This is a genomic window from Massilia sp. IC2-476 (assembly GCF_020707295.1).
Classification (GTDB): Bacteria; Pseudomonadota; Gammaproteobacteria; order Burkholderiales; family Burkholderiaceae_D; genus Telluria.
Genome location: NZ_JAJFER010000011.1, coordinates 63,883 through 81,722, shown reverse-complemented (window position 1 = coordinate 81,722; position 17,840 = coordinate 63,883). Strand labels below are relative to the sequence as shown.

General features: G+C 65.6%; 15 protein-coding genes. 2 read left to right on the top strand and 13 right to left on the bottom strand.

The window, feature by feature from the left end; translation table 11 throughout:
• Positions 1-177 precede the first annotated feature (177 nt).
• The gene (locus tag LK539_RS22815) at positions 178-2,607 is read left to right on the top strand and encodes a TonB-dependent siderophore receptor (protein ID WP_227803364.1); all 2,430 of its coding nucleotides are present in this window, start codon (positions 178-180) and stop codon (positions 2,605-2,607) included.
• 45 nt (positions 2,608-2,652) lie between these two features.
• Here the strand turns inward: LK539_RS22815 and LK539_RS22810 are convergent, their stop codons facing one another.
• Positions 2,653-3,054, bottom strand: coding sequence for a DUF2750 domain-containing protein (locus LK539_RS22810; RefSeq protein ID WP_227803363.1), 402 nt, complete (start codon positions 3,052-3,054; stop codon positions 2,653-2,655).
• Positions 3,055-3,156: 102 nt separating this feature from the next.
• On the opposite strand from LK539_RS22810, the gene LK539_RS22805 reads away from it, so the two are divergent.
• On the top strand, positions 3,157-3,582 hold the full coding sequence (locus LK539_RS22805) for a hypothetical protein (RefSeq protein WP_227803362.1): 426 nt from the start codon (positions 3,157-3,159) through the stop codon (positions 3,580-3,582).
• 31 nt (positions 3,583-3,613) lie between these two features.
• Here the strand turns inward: LK539_RS22805 and LK539_RS22800 are convergent, their stop codons facing one another.
• From LK539_RS22800 to LK539_RS22745, 12 genes are all read right to left on the bottom strand, one after another.
• Positions 3,614-4,972 (bottom strand): hypothetical protein, encoded by a 1,359-nt coding sequence (locus LK539_RS22800; protein WP_227803361.1) that lies wholly within the window; start codon positions 4,970-4,972, stop codon positions 3,614-3,616.
• Entirely contained in the window at positions 4,969-5,388 is a 420-nt protein-coding gene (locus LK539_RS22795) for a biopolymer transporter ExbD (protein ID WP_227803360.1), read from the bottom strand. The genes LK539_RS22800 and LK539_RS22795 overlap by 4 nt, the downstream gene beginning before the upstream one ends.
• Positions 5,378-6,103: a MotA/TolQ/ExbB proton channel family protein gene (locus tag LK539_RS22790; protein ID WP_227803359.1), complete on the bottom strand. Its 726-nt coding sequence runs from the start codon at positions 6,101-6,103 to the stop codon at positions 5,378-5,380. Before LK539_RS22790 ends, LK539_RS22795 begins: the two co-directional genes overlap by 11 nt.
• 210 nt (positions 6,104-6,313) lie before the next feature.
• Positions 6,314-7,852: a hypothetical protein gene (locus tag LK539_RS22785; RefSeq protein ID WP_227803358.1), complete on the bottom strand. Its 1,539-nt coding sequence runs from the start codon at positions 7,850-7,852 to the stop codon at positions 6,314-6,316.
• Entirely contained in the window at positions 7,849-9,840 is a 1,992-nt protein-coding gene (locus tag LK539_RS22780; RefSeq protein ID WP_227803357.1) for a DUF4175 family protein, read from the bottom strand. Before LK539_RS22780 ends, LK539_RS22785 begins: the two co-directional genes overlap by 4 nt.
• The gene (locus LK539_RS22775) at positions 9,824-10,795 is read right to left on the bottom strand and encodes a BatA domain-containing protein (protein ID WP_227803356.1); all 972 of its coding nucleotides are present in this window, start codon (positions 10,793-10,795) and stop codon (positions 9,824-9,826) included. The genes LK539_RS22780 and LK539_RS22775 overlap by 17 nt, the downstream gene beginning before the upstream one ends.
• The gene (locus LK539_RS22770) at positions 10,792-11,682 is read right to left on the bottom strand and encodes a DUF58 domain-containing protein (protein WP_227803355.1); all 891 of its coding nucleotides are present in this window, start codon (positions 11,680-11,682) and stop codon (positions 10,792-10,794) included. The genes LK539_RS22775 and LK539_RS22770 overlap by 4 nt, the downstream gene beginning before the upstream one ends.
• Before the next feature lie 2 nt (positions 11,683-11,684).
• Positions 11,685-12,689 (bottom strand): AAA family ATPase, encoded by a 1,005-nt coding sequence (locus LK539_RS22765; protein WP_227803354.1) that lies wholly within the window; start codon positions 12,687-12,689, stop codon positions 11,685-11,687.
• 3 nt (positions 12,690-12,692) lie between these two features.
• Entirely contained in the window at positions 12,693-13,313 is a 621-nt protein-coding gene (locus LK539_RS22760) for a DUF4159 domain-containing protein (protein WP_227803353.1), read from the bottom strand.
• Between the two features lie 14 nt (positions 13,314-13,327).
• On the bottom strand, positions 13,328-14,665 hold the full coding sequence (locus LK539_RS22755; protein ID WP_227803352.1) for a TldD/PmbA family protein: 1,338 nt from the start codon (positions 14,663-14,665) through the stop codon (positions 13,328-13,330).
• A gap of 13 nt (positions 14,666-14,678) precedes the next feature.
• Entirely contained in the window at positions 14,679-16,316 is a 1,638-nt protein-coding gene (locus LK539_RS22750) for a TldD/PmbA family protein (protein ID WP_227803351.1), read from the bottom strand.
• A gap of 184 nt (positions 16,317-16,500) precedes the next feature.
• A complete protein-coding gene (locus LK539_RS22745) occupies positions 16,501-17,835 on the bottom strand; it encodes a TldD/PmbA family protein (RefSeq protein WP_227803350.1) in 1,335 nt (444 codons plus the stop codon).
• Positions 17,836-17,840 lie beyond the last annotated feature (5 nt).

Sequence of the window (17,840 nt, the reverse complement as noted above, 5' to 3'; positions counted from 1 at the left end):
TTCGACGATTACCCGCCATGGGTGCAAACCATCGTTTGTGAATAGAGCGAATCATCTAAAAGTGTTGCATTTTGCACAGTTGACACTTGTACTTACGGAAAGGTTTAATCAAAATCAATTCGCTGTAGTTATAGGAGAAATAGTTTTCGTGATGGACTAATCAACCAAGGGGACAAGATGGTGAATCAACCGAAGAAACGGGTATTGCTGGCGACTGCGCTGGTATCGGCCATGGCATCGGCGTTCGCGCAGGAAGCGCGGAACAGCCAGGGAGAGCCGGCCACCGTGGTCGTGCTGGGCTCGCGTACCCAGGCCAAGACGGCGCTCGACACCGCGGTGCCGGTGGGCCTGATCAGCGCGAAGGACCTGCAGTCGGCCGGTTCGCTCGAACTCGGCAAGGTGCTGCAAGACCTCGACCCGTCGTTCAACTTCACGACGACGTTTATCAGCGACGGCACCGACATCATCCGCCCCGCCACCCTGCGCGGCCTCGGCCCCGACCAGCTGCTGGTGCTGGTGAACGGCAAGCGCCGCCACCAGCAGGCCCTGGTCAACGTGCAGCAGACCATCGGCCGCGGCTCGGCCGGCACCGACATCAATGCGATTCCCCTGTCCGCCATCCAGTCGATCGAAGTGCTGCGCGACGGCGCCGCCGCCCAATACGGCTCGGATGCGATCGCCGGCGTGATCAACATCGTGCTGAAAAAAGGCGTCACCGACACCCAGCTGAGCGCCAGCGCCGGCACCACCAGCGAAGGCGACGGCGACACCTATACCGCCAGTGCGCACAAGGGCATGCCGCTGGGGCTTGATGGCGGCTACCTGAACCTGTCGGTCGAAGGGCGGCGCCGCAACGAGACCAACCGCGCAGGAGTGGACACCGCCCGCGTCAACCCGCCGCGCGTGACCCAGCGCATCGGCGACAGCCTGGCCAAGGACGGCTACCTGTGGCTGAACGCGGGCCTCCCGGTCGGCGGCGGCGAGCTCTATGCCTTCGGCGGCGCATCCAAACGCACGGGCGACGCGGCCGGCTTCTTCCGCTCGGCCGGCGACGCGCGCAACGTACCGGCCGTGTATCCGAATGGCTTCCTGCCGAACATCAACACCACCGTCAAGGATGCCTCGCTGGCGGTCGGCTACAAGCACGACCTGGCGAACGACTGGAGCGTGGACCTGAGCCTGAACCACGGCCGCAGCGAACTCGGTTTCCACGAGAGTAACTCGATCAACGTCAGCTACTACTACGAGAACGGCAGCTCGCCGCTGGAGGCCGACACCGGCAAGCTGAAGTTCGACCAGACCACCCTCAACCTCGACTTCAAGGGCTCGGTGGACTTCGCCGGCGCGCCGCTCTACATCGGCACCGGCTTCGAATGGCGCCGGGATAACTACCAGATCGTGGCGGGCGACCCGGTCTCCTACCAGTACGGCCGCACCAACGACCCGCGCAAGATCATCCGCGACCAGTCGGGCGGCATCGCTGCCTCCGGCATCCAGGGCTTCCCCGGCTACACCCCGGGCACCGAAGTGGACGACGGACGCCACAACACCGCCTATTACGTCGACCTCGAACGCAAGGTGGGCGACGCCCTGTCGCTCGGCGCGGCGGTGCGCCATGAACGCTATTCCGACTTCGGTAACACCACCATCGGCAAGCTGAGTGTCCGTTACGATCCCTCGCGCCTGGTCGGCCTGCGCGCATCCGGGTCGACCGGCTTCCGTGCCCCGGGCGTGCAGCAGAAGTTCTACAGTTCGGTGTCGACCAACCTGAACGCCGCCGGCGTGCTGACCGAAACGCTCACCGCGCGCGAGAACAGTGCCGTCACCCGCGCCTTCGGCATCGCGCCGCTGCAGGAAGAAACGTCGAAGAGCGCCAGCGTCGGCATGATCCTGCGCCCGACCAGCAACTTCTCGGTGACCGCGGACCTGTACCGCACCAACATCGACGACCGCATCGTGTTCTCGTCGAACATCGCACCGGAATCCGGCGCCTGCCCCACCGCCGCGGCCTGCCCGATCAAGGCCATCCTCGATCCGCTGCGCGTGGGCCAGGCCCAGTTCTTCACCAACGCGATCGACACCACCACCACCGGCTTCGACCTGGTGGCCCAGCACACCACGCGCGGACAAGGCTCGACCCTGGTGCTGTCCGGCCAGCTGGGCTTCAACCGCACCAAGGTGAAGGACCGCCACTCGCAGTCCTCGGTCCTGAGCGGCGCCCAGCTGTTCGACGACACCCAGGTGACGCTGATCGAGAAGGGCCAGCCGCGCCAGCACCACGTGGTGGCGGCCGACTACACGGTGGGACAGTGGAACGCGACGGCGCGCGCCAACTACTTCGGCGAAGTCGAAGGCCAGGGCTTCACGCCGGGCTTCATCCAGACCTGGGATGCGAAGTGGATCGTCGACCTGACCGCGCGCTACAACTTCACCAGGAAGCTGAGCCTGACGGCGGGCGTCAACAACGTGTTCGACACCTACCCGACCAAGTGGGATCCGGTGAAAGCGGCGCCGTTCCCACAACTGGGCTTTACCTACTGCTGGGAGACCTGCCCGTTCGGCATTAACGGACGGTCGATGTACGCGAAGGTGGATTACGCGTTCTGATCCTCCAGGCCCGCAACCTGCGCCTGGCGCGGGTTGCGGGAGCGCTTATTCGTACTTTTCCAACTCGTCGACCAGGTACTGTCGTAATTCTTCCGACTTGATCCATACGCCGCTCGCTGTCGGCGTAGGGAACACCGCTACCGAAACCTCCCGTGCCGCCATATCGGGCAGCCACTTTTCAGTGAACGCGTAAACGTCGATCTCGGCAGGAAAGCATCCGGCCCACGTTCCGGTGGCGCAAGCAGTCGCGTAGTCTGGATGCGGCCAGACAGGGAATCCTGGTGCGCCGGTGTCGTCCGCCAGGAATACCCAAGCGTCTGCATCGCGCAGGCCCCACAGACGTTCGCAGTCTGCTGCACGCCCAATGAAATGCTTGAATCGCGCAGGTCCGGGTGAGGACAGTAATGCATTGCGCTGCGATTCGTTTAAATCAGATGCTGGAGCCACTGTTATTCCTCCTTGGAAACTGTGCAATCCCTGCCAACCGTGCGCCCGTCACGTGCAGGCGCTTCATACTGCCTTGTTCCGATTACTTGCACAGGATCAGCCATGTCAACAGTCGATCTGGATGAACTAGAACGGGCAGCCATGATGGTGGAAGACGGCGACGGGTCGGTGACCGCCCTGGTGTCGCGCGAAACCGGCATGATCCACCTCCTGAATGACGAGTACATGGACGAGGAAGCGCCCATGCCATCGGCGTCAGGTGCCGACGAGGGCTACGTTTCGGTGCCGTCCGCGGGCACGCTGGGCATCGGAGACGGGCTCATCCTTCGCTTCGCCGCCATCCATTTGGCTGACGATCAGGATACTGTCCGCGACCAGTTCCGCGACCGCAACACCGAAGGCTTTGCTCGCCTGCTGCAAGAGCGCGGTGCGGGCGAAGCGTGGGAGCGCTTTCACGACGAAACCACCCGGACTGCGCTGCGGCGATGGTGCGAAGAGAACGGTTTGCAAGCTGCGGATCGAGGATAGCAGCTCAGGTCGAAGGAATGTCGGCAACGCTTCATTTCACGGGCGTCAGCACCATCGAAAAGAACATCCGCGTCGGTCCGTTCGACAGCTTGAAGAAGACCGTATTGCGCCCCTTGCGAAAACGGACCAGGCGTTGACCTTCGGTGCGGTTGTAATCGCGTTCGTAGGTATTCCTGCTGCTGTAGACGCTCTGGTAGAACCAGCGCTTGGCCGCAATCCCTCCCTTCCAGACCAGCCGGTCGTTCACCTTGACCGATGCATTGTCGTCGGCGCCAATCCAGACCAGCATGTCCCGCTCCTGGTCCATGAACACTTCCGTGTAGCCGTAATAGACCGAATTCTCTTCCGCTGCGGGCGGAACCAGCGGATAGCGCGCCTCGTTCACATATTCCCATTTCACGACACGCCTGTTTTTGCCGTGATACACCGCATCGAGGAGCACTGCGTCTTCCGGTGGATACTTCGGGTTGTTGAACAAGCCCGAACTATGGCGCCCCTGGAAAGGGCCGATGATGTACCAGCTGTTGAGATAAATACGGTTGGCGTATTGTCCGTCCGCGCCGAGTATGCGGCCGCGCCCCTTGACCATCCGCGCCGCATCGATGGCAGGGACTTGCCCCTTGCCGCCCGCAAAAATGTCGCGGCCTGCATTCCTGTACAGGGGGCTCGTCCAATCTGCTTCCGGCGCCCGGCCCTCGCGCATGAAGCGCGCGATTTCCTCGAGCGTCCGCTTGTTCAAGCTTGATGACAGTGCCAGCGTGCCGCCTTGTCCGGACGCGCTGCCCTTGCCACTGCCGCTGCCAATGCCGTCGCCGCGCTCCACCTGGATGCCCTGGTACTCACGCGCCAGCTGCTCGGCGCGGCTAGCCAGCACGGCGCGGGCTTTCTCTTCCAGGGCAGCCAGTTCCGCCGCCGGGTCGCCTTTTCCCGAACTGTCGGCAGGAGGATCGGCCGGCGCCGCCGCGTCCAGTTCCGCACGCGCCTCTTCCTTCGTCTTGTCTGTCAGGCGCGCGAGCTCTTCCGCCTTCAGCTCGCGGTCAAGCTCGTCGATGGCGCGCGACATCTCGCGTGCCTGCTTCAGCATCCGGTCCGCCTGCGTCGCTGTCTCGGCCGGTGCCGCCGCTGCCGCCGCGGGCTCCTGCGCCGGCACCGGCTCGGGCGCACGATTGGCGGACTGCTCGAGCAGCTCCTTGATCTTCCGGAGGTCGTCCACGCGCCGGGCCATGCGGGCCTGCGCCGTGGCGCGGACACTTTCCGCCACCTCGGTATCCTGGCGCCGCACGAGCTCCACATTGCCCACATGGTAGAGCCAGGCCGCCAGGGCTGCATGCACGCCGACCGACACCAGCAGGCACCAGCGGGATGAACCCATCCTGAAGCCGGTCGTCATTGGCGGGTGTGCATGGCGATCTTGGTAAAGCCTTCGAACTGGCACAGGTCGAGGACGTGGATGATGTCCTGGTAGCGCGCCATTTCGTCGCCGTCGATGCGGATGGGGCGCGCCGGATTGGCGGCCGCTTCCGATTTCAGCCGATCATGCAATTCCTGCACCGTGACCTTCTTCCCGTCGAGGTAGAGCTTGCCCTTGCTGTCGACGCCGATCGCCAGCGGGGCCGGCGCCGCGCTCGCGCGATCAAGACTCATCTGGGCAGCCGGCAGCACCACCGGCAATTCCATCTGCTTCTCGGCTTCCGGCTGCTTGAACGAGGTCGCAATCATGAAGAACATCAGCAGGAAGAAGATGCAGTCGATCAGGGCGATCAGCCCGATCTCCGGCGGATCATCCGCGCCCAGGTCAATGCGCATGCTGCACCACTTGCAGGCTGGGAGCTCCCGCCACGGCGGCCGGGGCAAACCATTCGTGCAGCAAGCCATTCACCTGCTTCTCCAGCTCCAGGCTGAGGACAGCCAGGCGGTGCTTGAAGAAGTGGTGCATGCCGAGTGCCGGCAGTGCCACGGCCAGTCCGGCGGCCGTGTTGATCAAGGCTTTCGAGATGCCGCCCGCAAGAAGCGCGGGATTGCCCATCCCTTCCGCATAGGCGATCACATTGAAGGAATCGATCATGCCCAGCACGGTCCCGAGCAGGCCCACGATGGGCGCCACGGTGGCAACGATCGACAGGGCATAGAACTTCTGCTGGTGATGACGCAGTTCCAGGGAAGCGATGTCGCCCGCCCCGCTGCTGACCCAGGCATGGGACTGGCCGCGATGCGCAAGCATGTACGCAATGATCCGGCCCAGCGTGCTGTTGCTCTCTTGCGCGGTGGCTTGCAGCGTTGCCGTATCCAGCGATGCCGACAATGCGCGGGCATTCTCGGCAAGGCCCCTTGGCACGACAGCGCTGGTGCGCAGGTGCAGCAAGCGCTCGATGCTGACCGCGACAAACAGCACCGACAGGCCCAGTGTCACGACAATCGCCGCGCCGCCCTCCTGCAATTGTTCGATCAAGTTGATCTCCGCCGCATGAGCCGTGGAGGCCGTGCCCAGCAAGGCCGACAACGCAAGAATGGTCCTGAGCATCGCTGCATACTCCTATATCAAGCAATTATCATTTCCACATCCTAGCATCATATCATTCCTTGAAGTAGCAAAATTTCTACCCAGTAGGGATGAGTTGTCCTGCCCCCGTCAAGTCGACCGGGAGGCAACGCGCGCAAAAGGTGTACCTGTCGGCCTTGAGACGGGACTTTCGCGAAAATAGGAGAGAGAGGCGTTTTGGCCGATAGCCGATCAGCGGCGTTCGCGCCACCAGAGCAGCAGCATCGCCAGAACGAAGGCGAACGCGAAGGGCCAGGCCGGGAAGGCGCGTGCAACGCCTTCCAATGCCTTGTCCGGCGTCCGGGCCGCATAGCGGGCCGTGGCGTCGCGGCGCTGGGCGGCCTGCCACTGCGGCCAGTCGCCCAGCGCGTAGACGTAGACGGCGTGTGTGCCCGCCTTTGCATCCTTCACCTGCAGCCAGCCCGCCTTCTCCGGCCACACGGCGACGCAGGCACTATCGGTACGCGCAGCCCAGGTGCGGGTGAGCTTCAGCTCAGGGAAACTGACATCGCCTTTCACGCCGCGGGCGCACAGCTCCATGCGTTGTCCCGGCAGCGGCAGTTCTTCCGGCTCCAACCATTCGATTTCTTTCGAAACGTCGATGCCGACGCGGTCCAGCACGCCTTGCCACCACAGCGCCAGCGCCTGCGGCTCGCTGATCGCATGGCGGTGCCATTCGCTGGCGCCGAGCCAGGCGATGCGGCCCTTCTGCCAGTTGCGCGTCCAGACCAGGTTGTCGGTGCCGCTCCACTCGCCCGCTTCGCGTGCGGCCGGATTCAGCGGCGCTACCGGCAATTCGAAGGGCGTGTCGATCTTCCTGTCCGACGGCTGCGCCTGCAGCTGCAGGCCCAGCGTGCGCGACCAGACGCCAGGATCGTTGGCGTTCGCGCCGAGCACCAGCAAGGGCAGGCCGCCTGCCACGCGGCCCAGCAGCGCGGAACGCTCGGCGCTGCTCGCGCGTTCGAACCAGGCGGCGTCGATGACCAGCAGGTTCGGCGCCTTCATCTCTTCCAAGGGCAGTTCGGTGCGCGTGATGGCGCGGCCCAGCACCACCTGCCAGTCGAGCAGCGCGCCGCTGCCGGCCAGCAGTTCGTTCAGGGTGCGCAGGTCGAAAGAAGGCGCGCCGAAGCGGCCCTGTACCTGCAGGATGCTCGGTTCATGGATGGTCAAAGGCACCGGGCCTTCGGCGATGGTCTTGCCGGCGGCGTCCTGCAGGCGTGCCTTCAGCACGAGGCGTTCGGCCAGCGGCGGCGTCCAGCTGACGCTCAGGTCGCCGGTGCCGCGCGCATCCGCGATGACCTGGCCATTCTCGCCCAGCAGCTGCAGGCGTGCTTCCGTTTTGTCGTCGCGCTGCACGCGCAGCGTGAAGCTACGGCCGAGCGCGAGCTGGCGCGGGTAGTGCAGGCGCAGGGTGCCACCCTCGGGACGCTGCCATTGTAGTGGCAGCGCCGGCAGGTCATTCCACTGCGCCGCGCGCAGGCCATCGCCCTTCACCGCAAACGCGCGCACCCCTTCCAGCATGGGCGCAGGTGCGTCCGGGTCCAGGGTGAGGGTGCGGCCGGCATCGCCCGGCAAGCGGATGCCGGCTGCGAACAGGCCCAGCGCCACCGCGGCGACCAGCACCAGCAGCGCATCGATCCACTGGCGGCGGCGCGCATACAGCGCGGCGCTGGCCACGCCGGCGACACCGATCAGCGCCAGCAACACATCGGTACTCATCCATGCATTCATGGCTTGACTCCTTCACGCCATGCGCGCACAAACGGCGTCTCCACGGTCGGCCTGGCCTGCAGCAGTACCTGGCCCTGCCCTGCTCCCTGGCGCAGCCAGGCGCGCAGCACCGGGCGGCAGGGGACGCAGCCGTCAGCCACGTCCTGGATTGCGGTCTGGGCCGCCAGGCGCTGGTCGTCGTCCTGCAGGCGGCTGCGTACCCAGTCGTGCGCAGTGCGGGTCCAAAGGGCCGGCAACGGGCCGTCGCCGTTCAGTGCCTGGACCAGCAGGCTGACGTCTTCCGGCACGCGTTTATCCGGGCCGCCCTGCTCGCGGCGATAGCTGGCGGTGCCGTCCATGTCTCCGCTCATGCGCTTTTCTTCCTTGATCGGCGGGGGCACGAAGGCGGTCTTGTGCAGGTAGACGCGCTCGGCCTGTTGCAGTTCCTTGATCGCCTCCAGGGCCTTGTGCTCGGGCGGCAGCGCCACCTTCGGTGTGATCGCACGCAGGGCCTTTTCGGCGTCCCACATTGCAGACAGTGCGCGGCGCAGCACCTTCTTGGTCTCTTCGTCGAACAGCGTGGCGTTTTCCGCCTCGTCGTGGGCGTGGCCGTACTGGTGCAGGATGTCCTGGTTGCTACCACCGCCTTCCTGGCCGCCGTGGTCGTCGTGATCGTCCTCGCCGTCCGAAAACAGCGAGGATTCCTCGCCCAGGAACTGGCCGTAGCGGCGGCGCAGCGCACCCTGGTCGTTGGCGATCTTCTGGCTGCGGTCGCGGACCGCTTCCTCGCTCATCTTCGTGCTGCGCATGTCGGCGACCAGCTGCTCGGTATCGATGATGATCTGGCGCTGGCTGCGCAGGCTCTGCGGCTTGACCAGCACCGGCATCGCGGCGCTCTCTTCTTCCGCCTGCTCGGGCGGCGCCGGCAGGCGCAGCGTGTAGGTCGGTGACTGCACCGTGTGCGCACGCGCCGCGTTGTCCGTCGCGCGCACAAAGAAGTACAGTTCGTCGCCCGGCTCCATGCCCAGCTCCGCGATCGACCAGTTCTTGGCCCAGTTGCGCTGCTTCGGACCGGGCGATGCCGGCAGAGGCATTTCGCGGTCGGTGAAGCGGATGTTCTCGCCGCTGCCGCGCGCCAGCGTCATGTGCAGCGTGGCGCGGGTGATCAGGTAGTCGTCCGTCACCTTCACGCCCATCTGGGCATTGGTGGCGGTTTCAGGCAGTTCCTGCACCATCTGGGTCGGCGCCGTGATGGTGATCTCCGGCGGCTGGTCGGGAATGACCTTGATCGTGTAGCGCTTGCCTTGCCAGCGCCAGAACACCGATTCCGTGGCGGTCCAGCGGGCGCATTCCTTGCCCGGCTTGAGCACCTGGCCGTTGCTGACCTCGATCGCTTGCTCGGCGCTGGAAGGGTCTTTCAGGCACCAGGTGACGACAGTCTGCTCCGGCACTTGCAGGTCCTTCGGTGCGGTTTCCAGCGCAGCGACGCCGGTGTAGCCCGGTGGCGCGGTGCGCACGACGAGCTGTGCGGCGGCAGGCGCCGCAGCCGCGGCCTGCGCCTTGCCAGGAGAGGCAGCGACACCGCCCTGCGAGGACGCAGCCGTTGCGTACCAGACCACAGCGGCGGCTACCAGGCTGCCCAGCAGCCACGGCGCGCCGAGCTTCACGCGCTCGCGTGCGATGGTGCGCAACTGCGGGGCGCTCACGCTGGCGTCGAGGCGATCGAGAAGGCGGCGGCGCTGCAGCTGGGCCACGGGCGTGGCCGCGTGCTCGATCAGCGCGCTGCTGTCTTCCATCTCTGGCACGGCGCTGTCCAGCCAGGCCGTCCATTCGAAGCTGACGCGGCGGCGCAGGACAGCCCAGTCCCAGGCGCACCACATGACCCAGGCGATCAGCCCCGGGGCGGATCGGATGACGAGCCACGGCAGGGCCCCGGCGATCCACAACGGCAGCCGGCGCAGCTGGGCGGCGCGCCAGACGCGCCGGACGATCTCAGCGCCTTCTTGCATGCGTCAGGATCCTTTCGAGTACGAACAATGCCACCAGCAGCGCCATCAGGATGCCGCGCAGCGCACCGCTCGGTTCGGGCGCATGGATGGAACGCGACGCTTCGAACAAGCGTGACGGCGCCGTGTAGGCCGGCGGCCCAGCGTGCAGGCGTTGCCAGTTGTCCAGCAGGGCGCGGGCGGCATCGGGGTTCTTCGGCGGCCACGCTTCCGAATGCCACAGACGGCCACGCGCACTGTCGGCGTAGCGCAGGCCATCCACTTGCGGCGCCTTGGCCAGTTCGGGGAAGGCGGCGGTATCGGTAAGGAGCCACAGCGGCGCGCGCAGCGACGGTGGCGGCGCATCCCTGCGGTCCCAGACGATCAGCGAAGTTGTCGCGCCCGGTGCCTCGTCGATCGCGATCCCTTCGGCAGCAAACACGCGCCGCCACTGGTCCGGACGCTCGCTGGCGATGTGGACGCGGCGCTCGGCTTTCTCAGGCGGGCGTGCCAGCGTGCGCAGTTCGATCCGGCGCCCGAACTCCGGCACGAGGGCCGGCATCGACACGTCGCCCAGCACCAGCAGACGGGCCTCCGGACGCCATTCGCGTTCGTGGGCGCGCAGCCAGCCGATCGTCTGCGCGGCCGGCATGCTCAAGCGGTCGGCCTTGGCCAGGCCCGCCTGGGCAGCCTGCTGCTCAACCCATTTGGCATCGGTACCGGCAGCAACGATCACCGTATCGCCGCGCCAGGGCATGACCGGGTCGGCCAGCCAGGCAATGGCTGTCGCCAGCAGCAGGCAGCGCACCAGCAGCAGGATGACGTCCTTCCAACGCCAGGCGCGCGTCTGGCGCGGTTCGGCGCGTGGCAGGAAACGGCTGGTTGCAAGTACCTCGGCCTTGTGCTGCTCGCGCTTGCGGCGGTGCCACCAGATCGGCAGCAGCAGGATCGGCAGAGCAAACCACCACATGGCGTTCATGGACGGCTCCCCGGACGGCGCAACCACAGGCGCAGGACTTCACCCGGCGCCTGCTCGATGCGCGCCGCGACGAAGGGAATATCGCTCTTGCGGCAGCTCGCCTTCACTTCTGCGAAATGCTGCTCGCGGTTGTGGCGGTAGCCCTCTTTCAGATCTGCGCCGAAGCGATAGACGCCCGCATCCTGCTCGGGGTCGCGATAGGCCAGGTTGGAAGCGAAACTGGCGTCGACTTCCGCCTGGGTCTGCAGGCACAGCACGCGCACGTCGTGGCGCATGCCGCGCAGGCGGACCAGGGCCTGCGACAGCGGTGACGGCCAGTCCAGCAGGTCGCTGGCGGCGAAGATGACGCTGGGGGATTGGGCAAAGTGCAGGCTGGCGCGCAAGGTGTCGGCATCCGGCAGTTCGCCCGCCGCCTGCACGCGGCTCAGTTGCAGCAGCACGCGCTGCAACTGGCGCGGGCCACGGAGGGCGGGCATGAACTGGACCTTGCCCTCGTTCAGGATCACCAGGCCGAAGGCGTCGCCCTGGCGCTGGGCGATGGCGGCGACGCAGCCGAGCAGCGTGCGCGCATAGGCCAGCTTGTCGACGCCCTCGACCTCGCGGCTCGGTTCCAGCATCGAGGCGCTGGCGTCCAGCACCAGCCAGACCGCCACGTGGCTGTCGCGCTCCGCCTCGCGCACGAAATAGCGGTCGGCGCGCCCCAAGAGCTTCCAGTCGACGCGGCGCCACTCGTCCCCTGGCGCATAAGCCCGGTATTCCGAGAATTCGACGCCCGCCCCGCGCTCGCGCCCGGCATGGATACCGTGGCCGAGCCCCGCCAGCACATGGCGGATCACGAGGTCGAGCTTCTGCGTGTGCGCGATCAGCGCGGTCTTCGCCAGCGACAAGATTAATCGATCCGGATCTCGTTACGCAGGGATTGCAGGATGTCGGCGATGGCGATGCCGTCCGCTTCGGCTTCGAAGTTGCGCAGCACGCGGTGCGCCAGCACCGGCAGCAGCATGGCCTGGATGTCGTCGCGGGTAACCGCAAGGCGGCCCTGCATCAGGGCGCGGGCTTTCGAGGCCAGCACCAGCGCCTGGCCGGCGCGCGGGCCGGCGCCCCAGCCGATGTGCTGTTTCACCGCCGCCACCGTGGTGAGGGCTGGACGGGTGTTGCGCACCAGGCGCGTCGCGTAGCGCAGCAGGTGCTCGCCGATCTCGATGTCGCGCACCAGCTGCTGCAGGCGCAGCAGGGTGGCGACATCCATTGCCGGCTGGGCGTCGTCCAGGCCCGCGTGGGTGGTGCGCGAGACCATCAGCACTTCTTCGTCCTCGGTCGGGTAGACCACGTCGATGCGCAGCAGGAAGCGGTCGAGCTGCGCTTCCGGCAGCGGATAGGTGCCGGCCTGCTCGATCGGGTTCTGCGTGGCCAGCACGAAGAAGGGGCGCGGCAGTTTATGGGTGGTGCCGGCGAAGGTGACGGCGCGCTCCTGCATCGCTTCGAGCAGGGCCGATTGCGTCTTGGGCGGTGCACGGTTGATCTCGTCCGCCAGCAGCACCTGGGTGAACACGGGGCCCTGCTGGAAGCGGAACACGCGCTGGCGCGTGCTGGTGTCTTCTTCCAGGATCTCGGTGCCGACGATATCCGAGGGCATCAGGTCCGGCGTGAACTGCACGCGGCGGAACTCCATGTCGGTGGCCTGCGCCAGCGACTTCACCAGCAGCGTCTTGCCCAGGCCCGGCACGCCCTCGACCAGCGCGTGGCCGCCGGCCAGCAGGCAGGTCACCAGCAGGTCGACCACGTCTTCCTGGCCGATGATCACGCGCGCCATGCTTGCCTTCAGCGCGCCCACTTTCGCCGTCAGGTCGGCGATTTCCTTCTCACTCCACGCTACCGCATCACGTTCCGACACTGCTCAGGCTCCCAACGCATATTGAATGATGTTGACTGCGAAGCGGGTGTTGTCGACCGCGAGGAACCGCTTGTTGCGGAAGTCGTAGTCCCACTCGCATCCATAGTCCTTGTTCGAGTACAGCAGGCGGATGCGCCCGCCGAACTCGATCGCCTTCAGGTACTCGTGCACCAGGTCGTCGCCCCAGCCATTGAGTTCCCCGCCGGTGGTAGGCGGTCCGTCGAACTTGAAGAAGCACGAATACAGCGGGTGCGTATTCGGGATCTTCTTCAGCGCGGACACACCGAAAATCTTCGCCATCTCGGCCTCGAACGATTTCGCGAACAGGCCGTCGATGTCGTGGTTGCAGTCGTCGACGAACACGAAACCGCCGCCGCGCACGTATTTTTCGAGGTTGCGCCGCTCCGCCGGGGTGAACTGCACCAGCTTGTGTCCCGCGAAGTAGCAGAACGGCGCCTGGAGCATCTTCGGATCCGACAGGGCGACCACGCGCTCGGCCGGATCCACCCGCAGCGTGGTGTACTCGACGAGCGAGTTCAGCACGTTGCTGGGCATACGGATATCCACGTCCCAGTCGCCCGACTCGTAGCTCAGGCGCGTGAAGTAGAAATCGTAGTTCGCCATCAAATGCGCGCCATTTAGACCGCGTCGGACAGCGAGGTGAAGTTGAAGTCGCGCACCTTCATTGGCGGCAACACCATCTGGAACGGCACTTCGTCGCCACCGATGATTTGCGGCTTGCCAAGCTCATCGATGTTGTTGAGGATGGTGACCGGGCTCTCGTTGAAGCGGAAGTTCTTCACCGGGTGCTTGATCTTGCCGTTCTCGACGTAGAAGGTGCCGTCGCGGGTCAGGCCCGTGATCAGGAGCGACTGCGGGTCGACCATGCGGATGTACCAGGTACGGGTGACCACGATGCCCTTCTTGGTGCCTTCGATCAGCTCTTCCAGCGACTTGGTGCCGCCCGCCATGATCATGTTGCCGTGATTCGCGGTAGCGACGTTGCCGGTCTTCTTGGCCCAGTAGGGCGAGTAGCCGAGCGAAGCGACGCGGCCGTCCTTGATCAGGTCGGTGCGCTTGCGGGCGATCATGGTCTGGCCGTCCCACGGCGCTACCGGCACGTCCGGGTTCCACGGGTCGGCCCAGATATTCACCTGCTGGTCGAACAGCTTCTCGCCCAGGCGGTTGCCGCCGCCCTTCTTGGCCAGGAAGCTGCGGCCTTCGTCCGCGGCGCGCGCGCCAAAGGAGCTGAACATGTTACCCAGGATTTCCGAGGTCGCTGCCGGCTCCAGGATGACGGTGTAGCGGCCCGGCTCCAGCGCTTTCGCGTCGACCGAACGCAGGGCCTTGTCGATCGCGATTTCGGCGGCTTCTGCGGCGTTGAAACGGCGCGCGTCGACGGCCGAGCGGGTCACCCAGCCGGAACCGCGGCCGTCTTCGGTACGCGCGGTGCAGGTGAAGGACAGGTCGGTGAATTCCTGGAAGCCGAACACGCCGTTCGAGTTGGCCACGCAGGAGAAGCTGGTGCTGTCGGTGAAGAAGCCGGCGGTAACCAGCTTCTTGGCGCGCGCCTGGCCGATCGAGGCGGCGGCCACTTCGGCGCGGTAGTCCGGATCGATGGCGGCGGTCGAGCTCACGAAGGTCTTGGTGGTGAGGTATTCCTGCTTGCCAACGGCCGGCATGAATTCCGGATTCTCCGGCGCCAGGCGCGCCAGTTCCTCGGCGCGGCGCACGGCCTTTTCCAGCGACTTGTCGTCGAACTCGTTGATGACGGCGGTACCGGTACGCTTGCCGAAGGCGACGCGCACGGCCAGCTGGGTGTCTTCGGTCAGGCCCGCGGTCGACACGCTGTTGCGTGCGAAGCGGATGTTACCGGTGCGGTTGCCGTCGATCGAGACGCTGCACTCGTCGGCTTTCGAGAAACCGATCACGCGGTCGGCGATGCGTTTTGCTTGTTCCTGGTTCAGCTGTTTCATGATGTTCTCCCCCTCAACCGATCTTGCGTGCGGTGTTGATGACGTTGATGCCATTGAAGCGCGCGGTGCTCGAACCATGCGAGACTGCGCTGACCTGGCTCGGCTGGCCTTTGCCGTCGAAGAACGAGCCGCCCATGCGCCAGTCGCGCTGGTCGCAGATGGCCGAGCAGGCGTTCCAGAATTCCTGGGTGTTGGCCTGGTAGGCCACGTCTTCCAGCGGGCCGGTGATCTTGCCGTTCTTGATCTCGTAGAACAGCGTGCCGCCGAACTGGAAGTTGTAGCGCTGCTGGTCGATCGAGTACGAACCGCGGCCCAGGATGTAGATGCCCTTTTTCACATCCTTGACCATCTCGTCCGGGGTCAGGCGCGCCTTGCCTGCTTCGAGCGACACGTTCGGCATGCGCTGGAACTGGATGGTGCTCCAGCTGTCCGCATACGAGCAGCCGTGCGATTCCTTCTCGCCGATGATGTGGGCCTGGTCGCGCGTGGCCTGGTAATTGACCAGGATGCCGTTGCGGATGATGTCCCACTTCTTGGCGCGCACGCCTTCGTCGTCGTAGCCGACCAGGCCGAGCGAACCCGGGGTGGTGCGGTCGGCAACGAAGTTCACGCGCTCGGAGCCGTACTTGAATTTCTTCGTTTCCCACTTGTCCAGACCTGCGAAGCTGGTGCCGGCGTAGTTGGCTTCGTAGCCGAGCACGCGGTCCAGTTCCGTCGGGTGTCCGACGTTTTCGTGGATGGTGAGGAACAGGTGTTCGGGGCTCAGCACCAGGTCGTACTTGCCCGGCTCGACCGACTTGGCAGTCAGCTTCTCGCGCGCCTGCTTTCCTGAGAGACGCGCATCTTCCACGATATCGTAGGAGTTGGTGTACAGCGTGGTCACGCCGCCCGCGGCCTGCACCTTGTCGCTGGCCTTGGCATCGAAATACTCGTAGCCCATGCTCACCGGCGAGGAGAGGCCCGCGCGCGAGCGGAACTTGCCGCTCGCCTTGTCGACGGCGGTCGCGTTGATCGGGGCCCACAGGCGGTGGATGTCCTGGTCGATGTAGGAACCGTCGGTGGAAGCGAAGTACTTCTGCTGGTTGATCTGGAACAGCGAGGCGGTCATGAAGGTCGCGCCGGCGTCCATGCCCGCCTTGTTGGCGGCGATCAGCATGTCGGCCTTGTCCTTGACCGGGATGCTGCGCCAGTCCTTCTTCATCGGGGTGGCCCAGGCCACTTCGCCCACGCCCTTGACCGGCGCCAGGCGCACTGGCTCGCTCTGTAGCTTGGCGTTGGCCTTGGCGATCGCCACGGCCTGGCGCGCCGCGTTGGCGATGCCGTCCGGGCTCATGTCGTTGGTCGACGCAAAGCCGTAGGCGCCGCCCGCAATCACGCGCACGCCGACACCGCTCGACTCGGTGTTGCTGATGTTCTCGACGTTCAGGTCGCGGGTGGTGATGAACTGGTTCAGGTAGCGGCCGATGCGCACATCGCAGTAGGACGCGCCGGCCTGGGTGGCGGCGTTCAGCGCAATGTCGGCCAGCGCCTTCTTGACGCTGCGCGGCATGGCGGCCATCAGCTCGTCGGCGGCGATGGCATTGCCGAAGACCGGGACGAGCATGGCGCCGGCAGTGCCGGCGCCTATCTGGAGGAATTTACGACGTTCCATGTGTGTCTAGTTTTCCATTAGCGTTCGCCCCTGTGTTAGCCCTTGAGCCGTCATCCCGGCGCAGGCCGGGATCCAAGTTCCGCGCTAACACTGCGGAGAAAAATTAGATTCCGGCCTTCGCCGGAATGACGGTCTTGAGGCTACAGGTGGAGGTTGCTGTAGTGGTTGTTGTAACGATCCCCGCTTACACCGCGTCCGACAGCGACGTGAAGTTGAAATCGCGCACCTTCATCGACGGGATCAGCATCGAGTAGTTCGCCTCGTCGCCACCGATCACCACCGGCTTGCCGATCTCCTCGATGTTGTTCAGCATGGTCACCGGGCTCTCGTTGAAGCGGAAGTTCTTGATCGGGTGTTTGACCTTGCCGTTCTCGATGTAGAAGGTGCCGTCGCGCGTCAGGCCGGTGAGCAGCACCGACTGCGGGTCCACCATGCGGATGTACCAGGTGCGGGTCACCAGCACGCCCTTCTTGGTGCTGGCGATCAGCTCTTCGGTCGTGCGGTCGGTGCCGGCCATGATGACGTTGCCGGCACGTCCGATGGCGCGCTGGCCTTTCTGCTTGGCCCAGTACTGCGAGTAGTTCAGCGCATTGATGCGGCCGTCCTTCACCAGCTGCAGGCGCTCGCGCGGCAGCATGTCGCTGTCCCAGGGCAGCACCGGCACGTCCTTGTCCCACGGGTCGGACCAGATGTTGACCTGCTGGTCGAACAGCTTGTCGCCCAGGCGGTTCTTGCCGCCCTGCTTCGACAGGAAGCTGCGCCCCTCGTCGGCCATGCGGGCGTTGAAGCCGCCCAGCATGAAGGTCAGGAGGTCGCTGGTGGCGGCCGGTTCCATCACGACGGTGTAGCGGCCCGGCTCGATCGCCTTGGCGTCCACCGAACGCAGCGCCTTTTCGATGGCGACGTCGGCGGCCTCACGGGCGTCAAACCTGGCCACATCGCGCGCCGAGCGCTTGACCCAGCCCGAGCCGCGGCCGTCTTCGGTCCGCACGGTGCAGGTGAAGTCGAGCGAGGTCGCGACCTGGTGGCCGAACAGGCCGTTCGAGTTGGCGACGCTCTGGAACGAGGCGCGGTCGGTGAAGAAGCCGGCGGCGACCAGGCCCTTCTTGCGGCAGGCTTCCATCGCATAGGCGGCGGCCTGGGCGCGGAATTCCGGGTCGATGTCGGCGGTGCGCTGGAAGAAAGTCTCGGACGGCTTGAACGCGGACTTGCCGATCGCAGGCATGAACTCCGGGTTCTCCGGCGCCAGGCGCGCCAGGTCTTCGGCGCGGCGCACGGCGCGCTCGAGCGACTTGTCGTCGAACTCGTTGATGGTGGCGGTGCCCTGGCGTTTGCCGAAGGCGACCTGCACCTGGATGCGGGTGTCGTCGGCGAATCCGGCGGTCGACACGGCATTGCGCGCGAAGCGGATGTTGCCGATGCGGCTGCCGCTGATGTCGACGATGCACTCGTCGGCCTTCGACAGCGACAGCACGCGCTCGGTGATGCGCTTGGTCTGGTCTTGGGTCAGGATGCTCATGAAGG

Bases quoted from the DNA above. Each gene is read 5' to 3' on its own strand.
- LK539_RS22800 (WP_227803361.1), bottom strand. From the start codon at position 4,972: ATGACGACCGGCTTCAGGATGGGTTCATCCCGCTGGTGCCTGCTGGTG.
- LK539_RS22785 (WP_227803358.1), bottom strand. From the start codon at position 7,852: ATGAATGCATGGATGAGTACCGATGTGTTGCTGGCGCTGATCGGTGTC.
- LK539_RS22805 (WP_227803362.1), top strand. From the start codon at position 3,157: ATGTCAACAGTCGATCTGGATGAACTAGAACGGGCAGCCATGATGGTG.
- LK539_RS22790 (WP_227803359.1), bottom strand. From the start codon at position 6,103: ATGCTCAGGACCATTCTTGCGTTGTCGGCCTTGCTGGGCACGGCCTCC.
- LK539_RS22775 (WP_227803356.1), bottom strand. From the start codon at position 10,795: ATGAACGCCATGTGGTGGTTTGCTCTGCCGATCCTGCTGCTGCCGATC.
- LK539_RS22750 (WP_227803351.1), bottom strand. From the start codon at position 16,316: ATGGAACGTCGTAAATTCCTCCAGATAGGCGCCGGCACTGCCGGCGCC.
- LK539_RS22755 (WP_227803352.1), bottom strand. From the start codon at position 14,665: ATGAAACAGCTGAACCAGGAACAAGCAAAACGCATCGCCGACCGCGTG.
- LK539_RS22760 (WP_227803353.1), bottom strand. From the start codon at position 13,313: ATGGCGAACTACGATTTCTACTTCACGCGCCTGAGCTACGAGTCGGGC.
- LK539_RS22795 (WP_227803360.1), bottom strand. From the start codon at position 5,388: ATGCGCATTGACCTGGGCGCGGATGATCCGCCGGAGATCGGGCTGATC.
- LK539_RS22780 (WP_227803357.1), bottom strand. From the start codon at position 9,840: ATGCAAGAAGGCGCTGAGATCGTCCGGCGCGTCTGGCGCGCCGCCCAG.
- LK539_RS22815 (WP_227803364.1), top strand. From the start codon at position 178: ATGGTGAATCAACCGAAGAAACGGGTATTGCTGGCGACTGCGCTGGTA.
- LK539_RS22745 (WP_227803350.1), bottom strand. From the start codon at position 17,835: ATGAGCATCCTGACCCAAGACCAGACCAAGCGCATCACCGAGCGCGTG.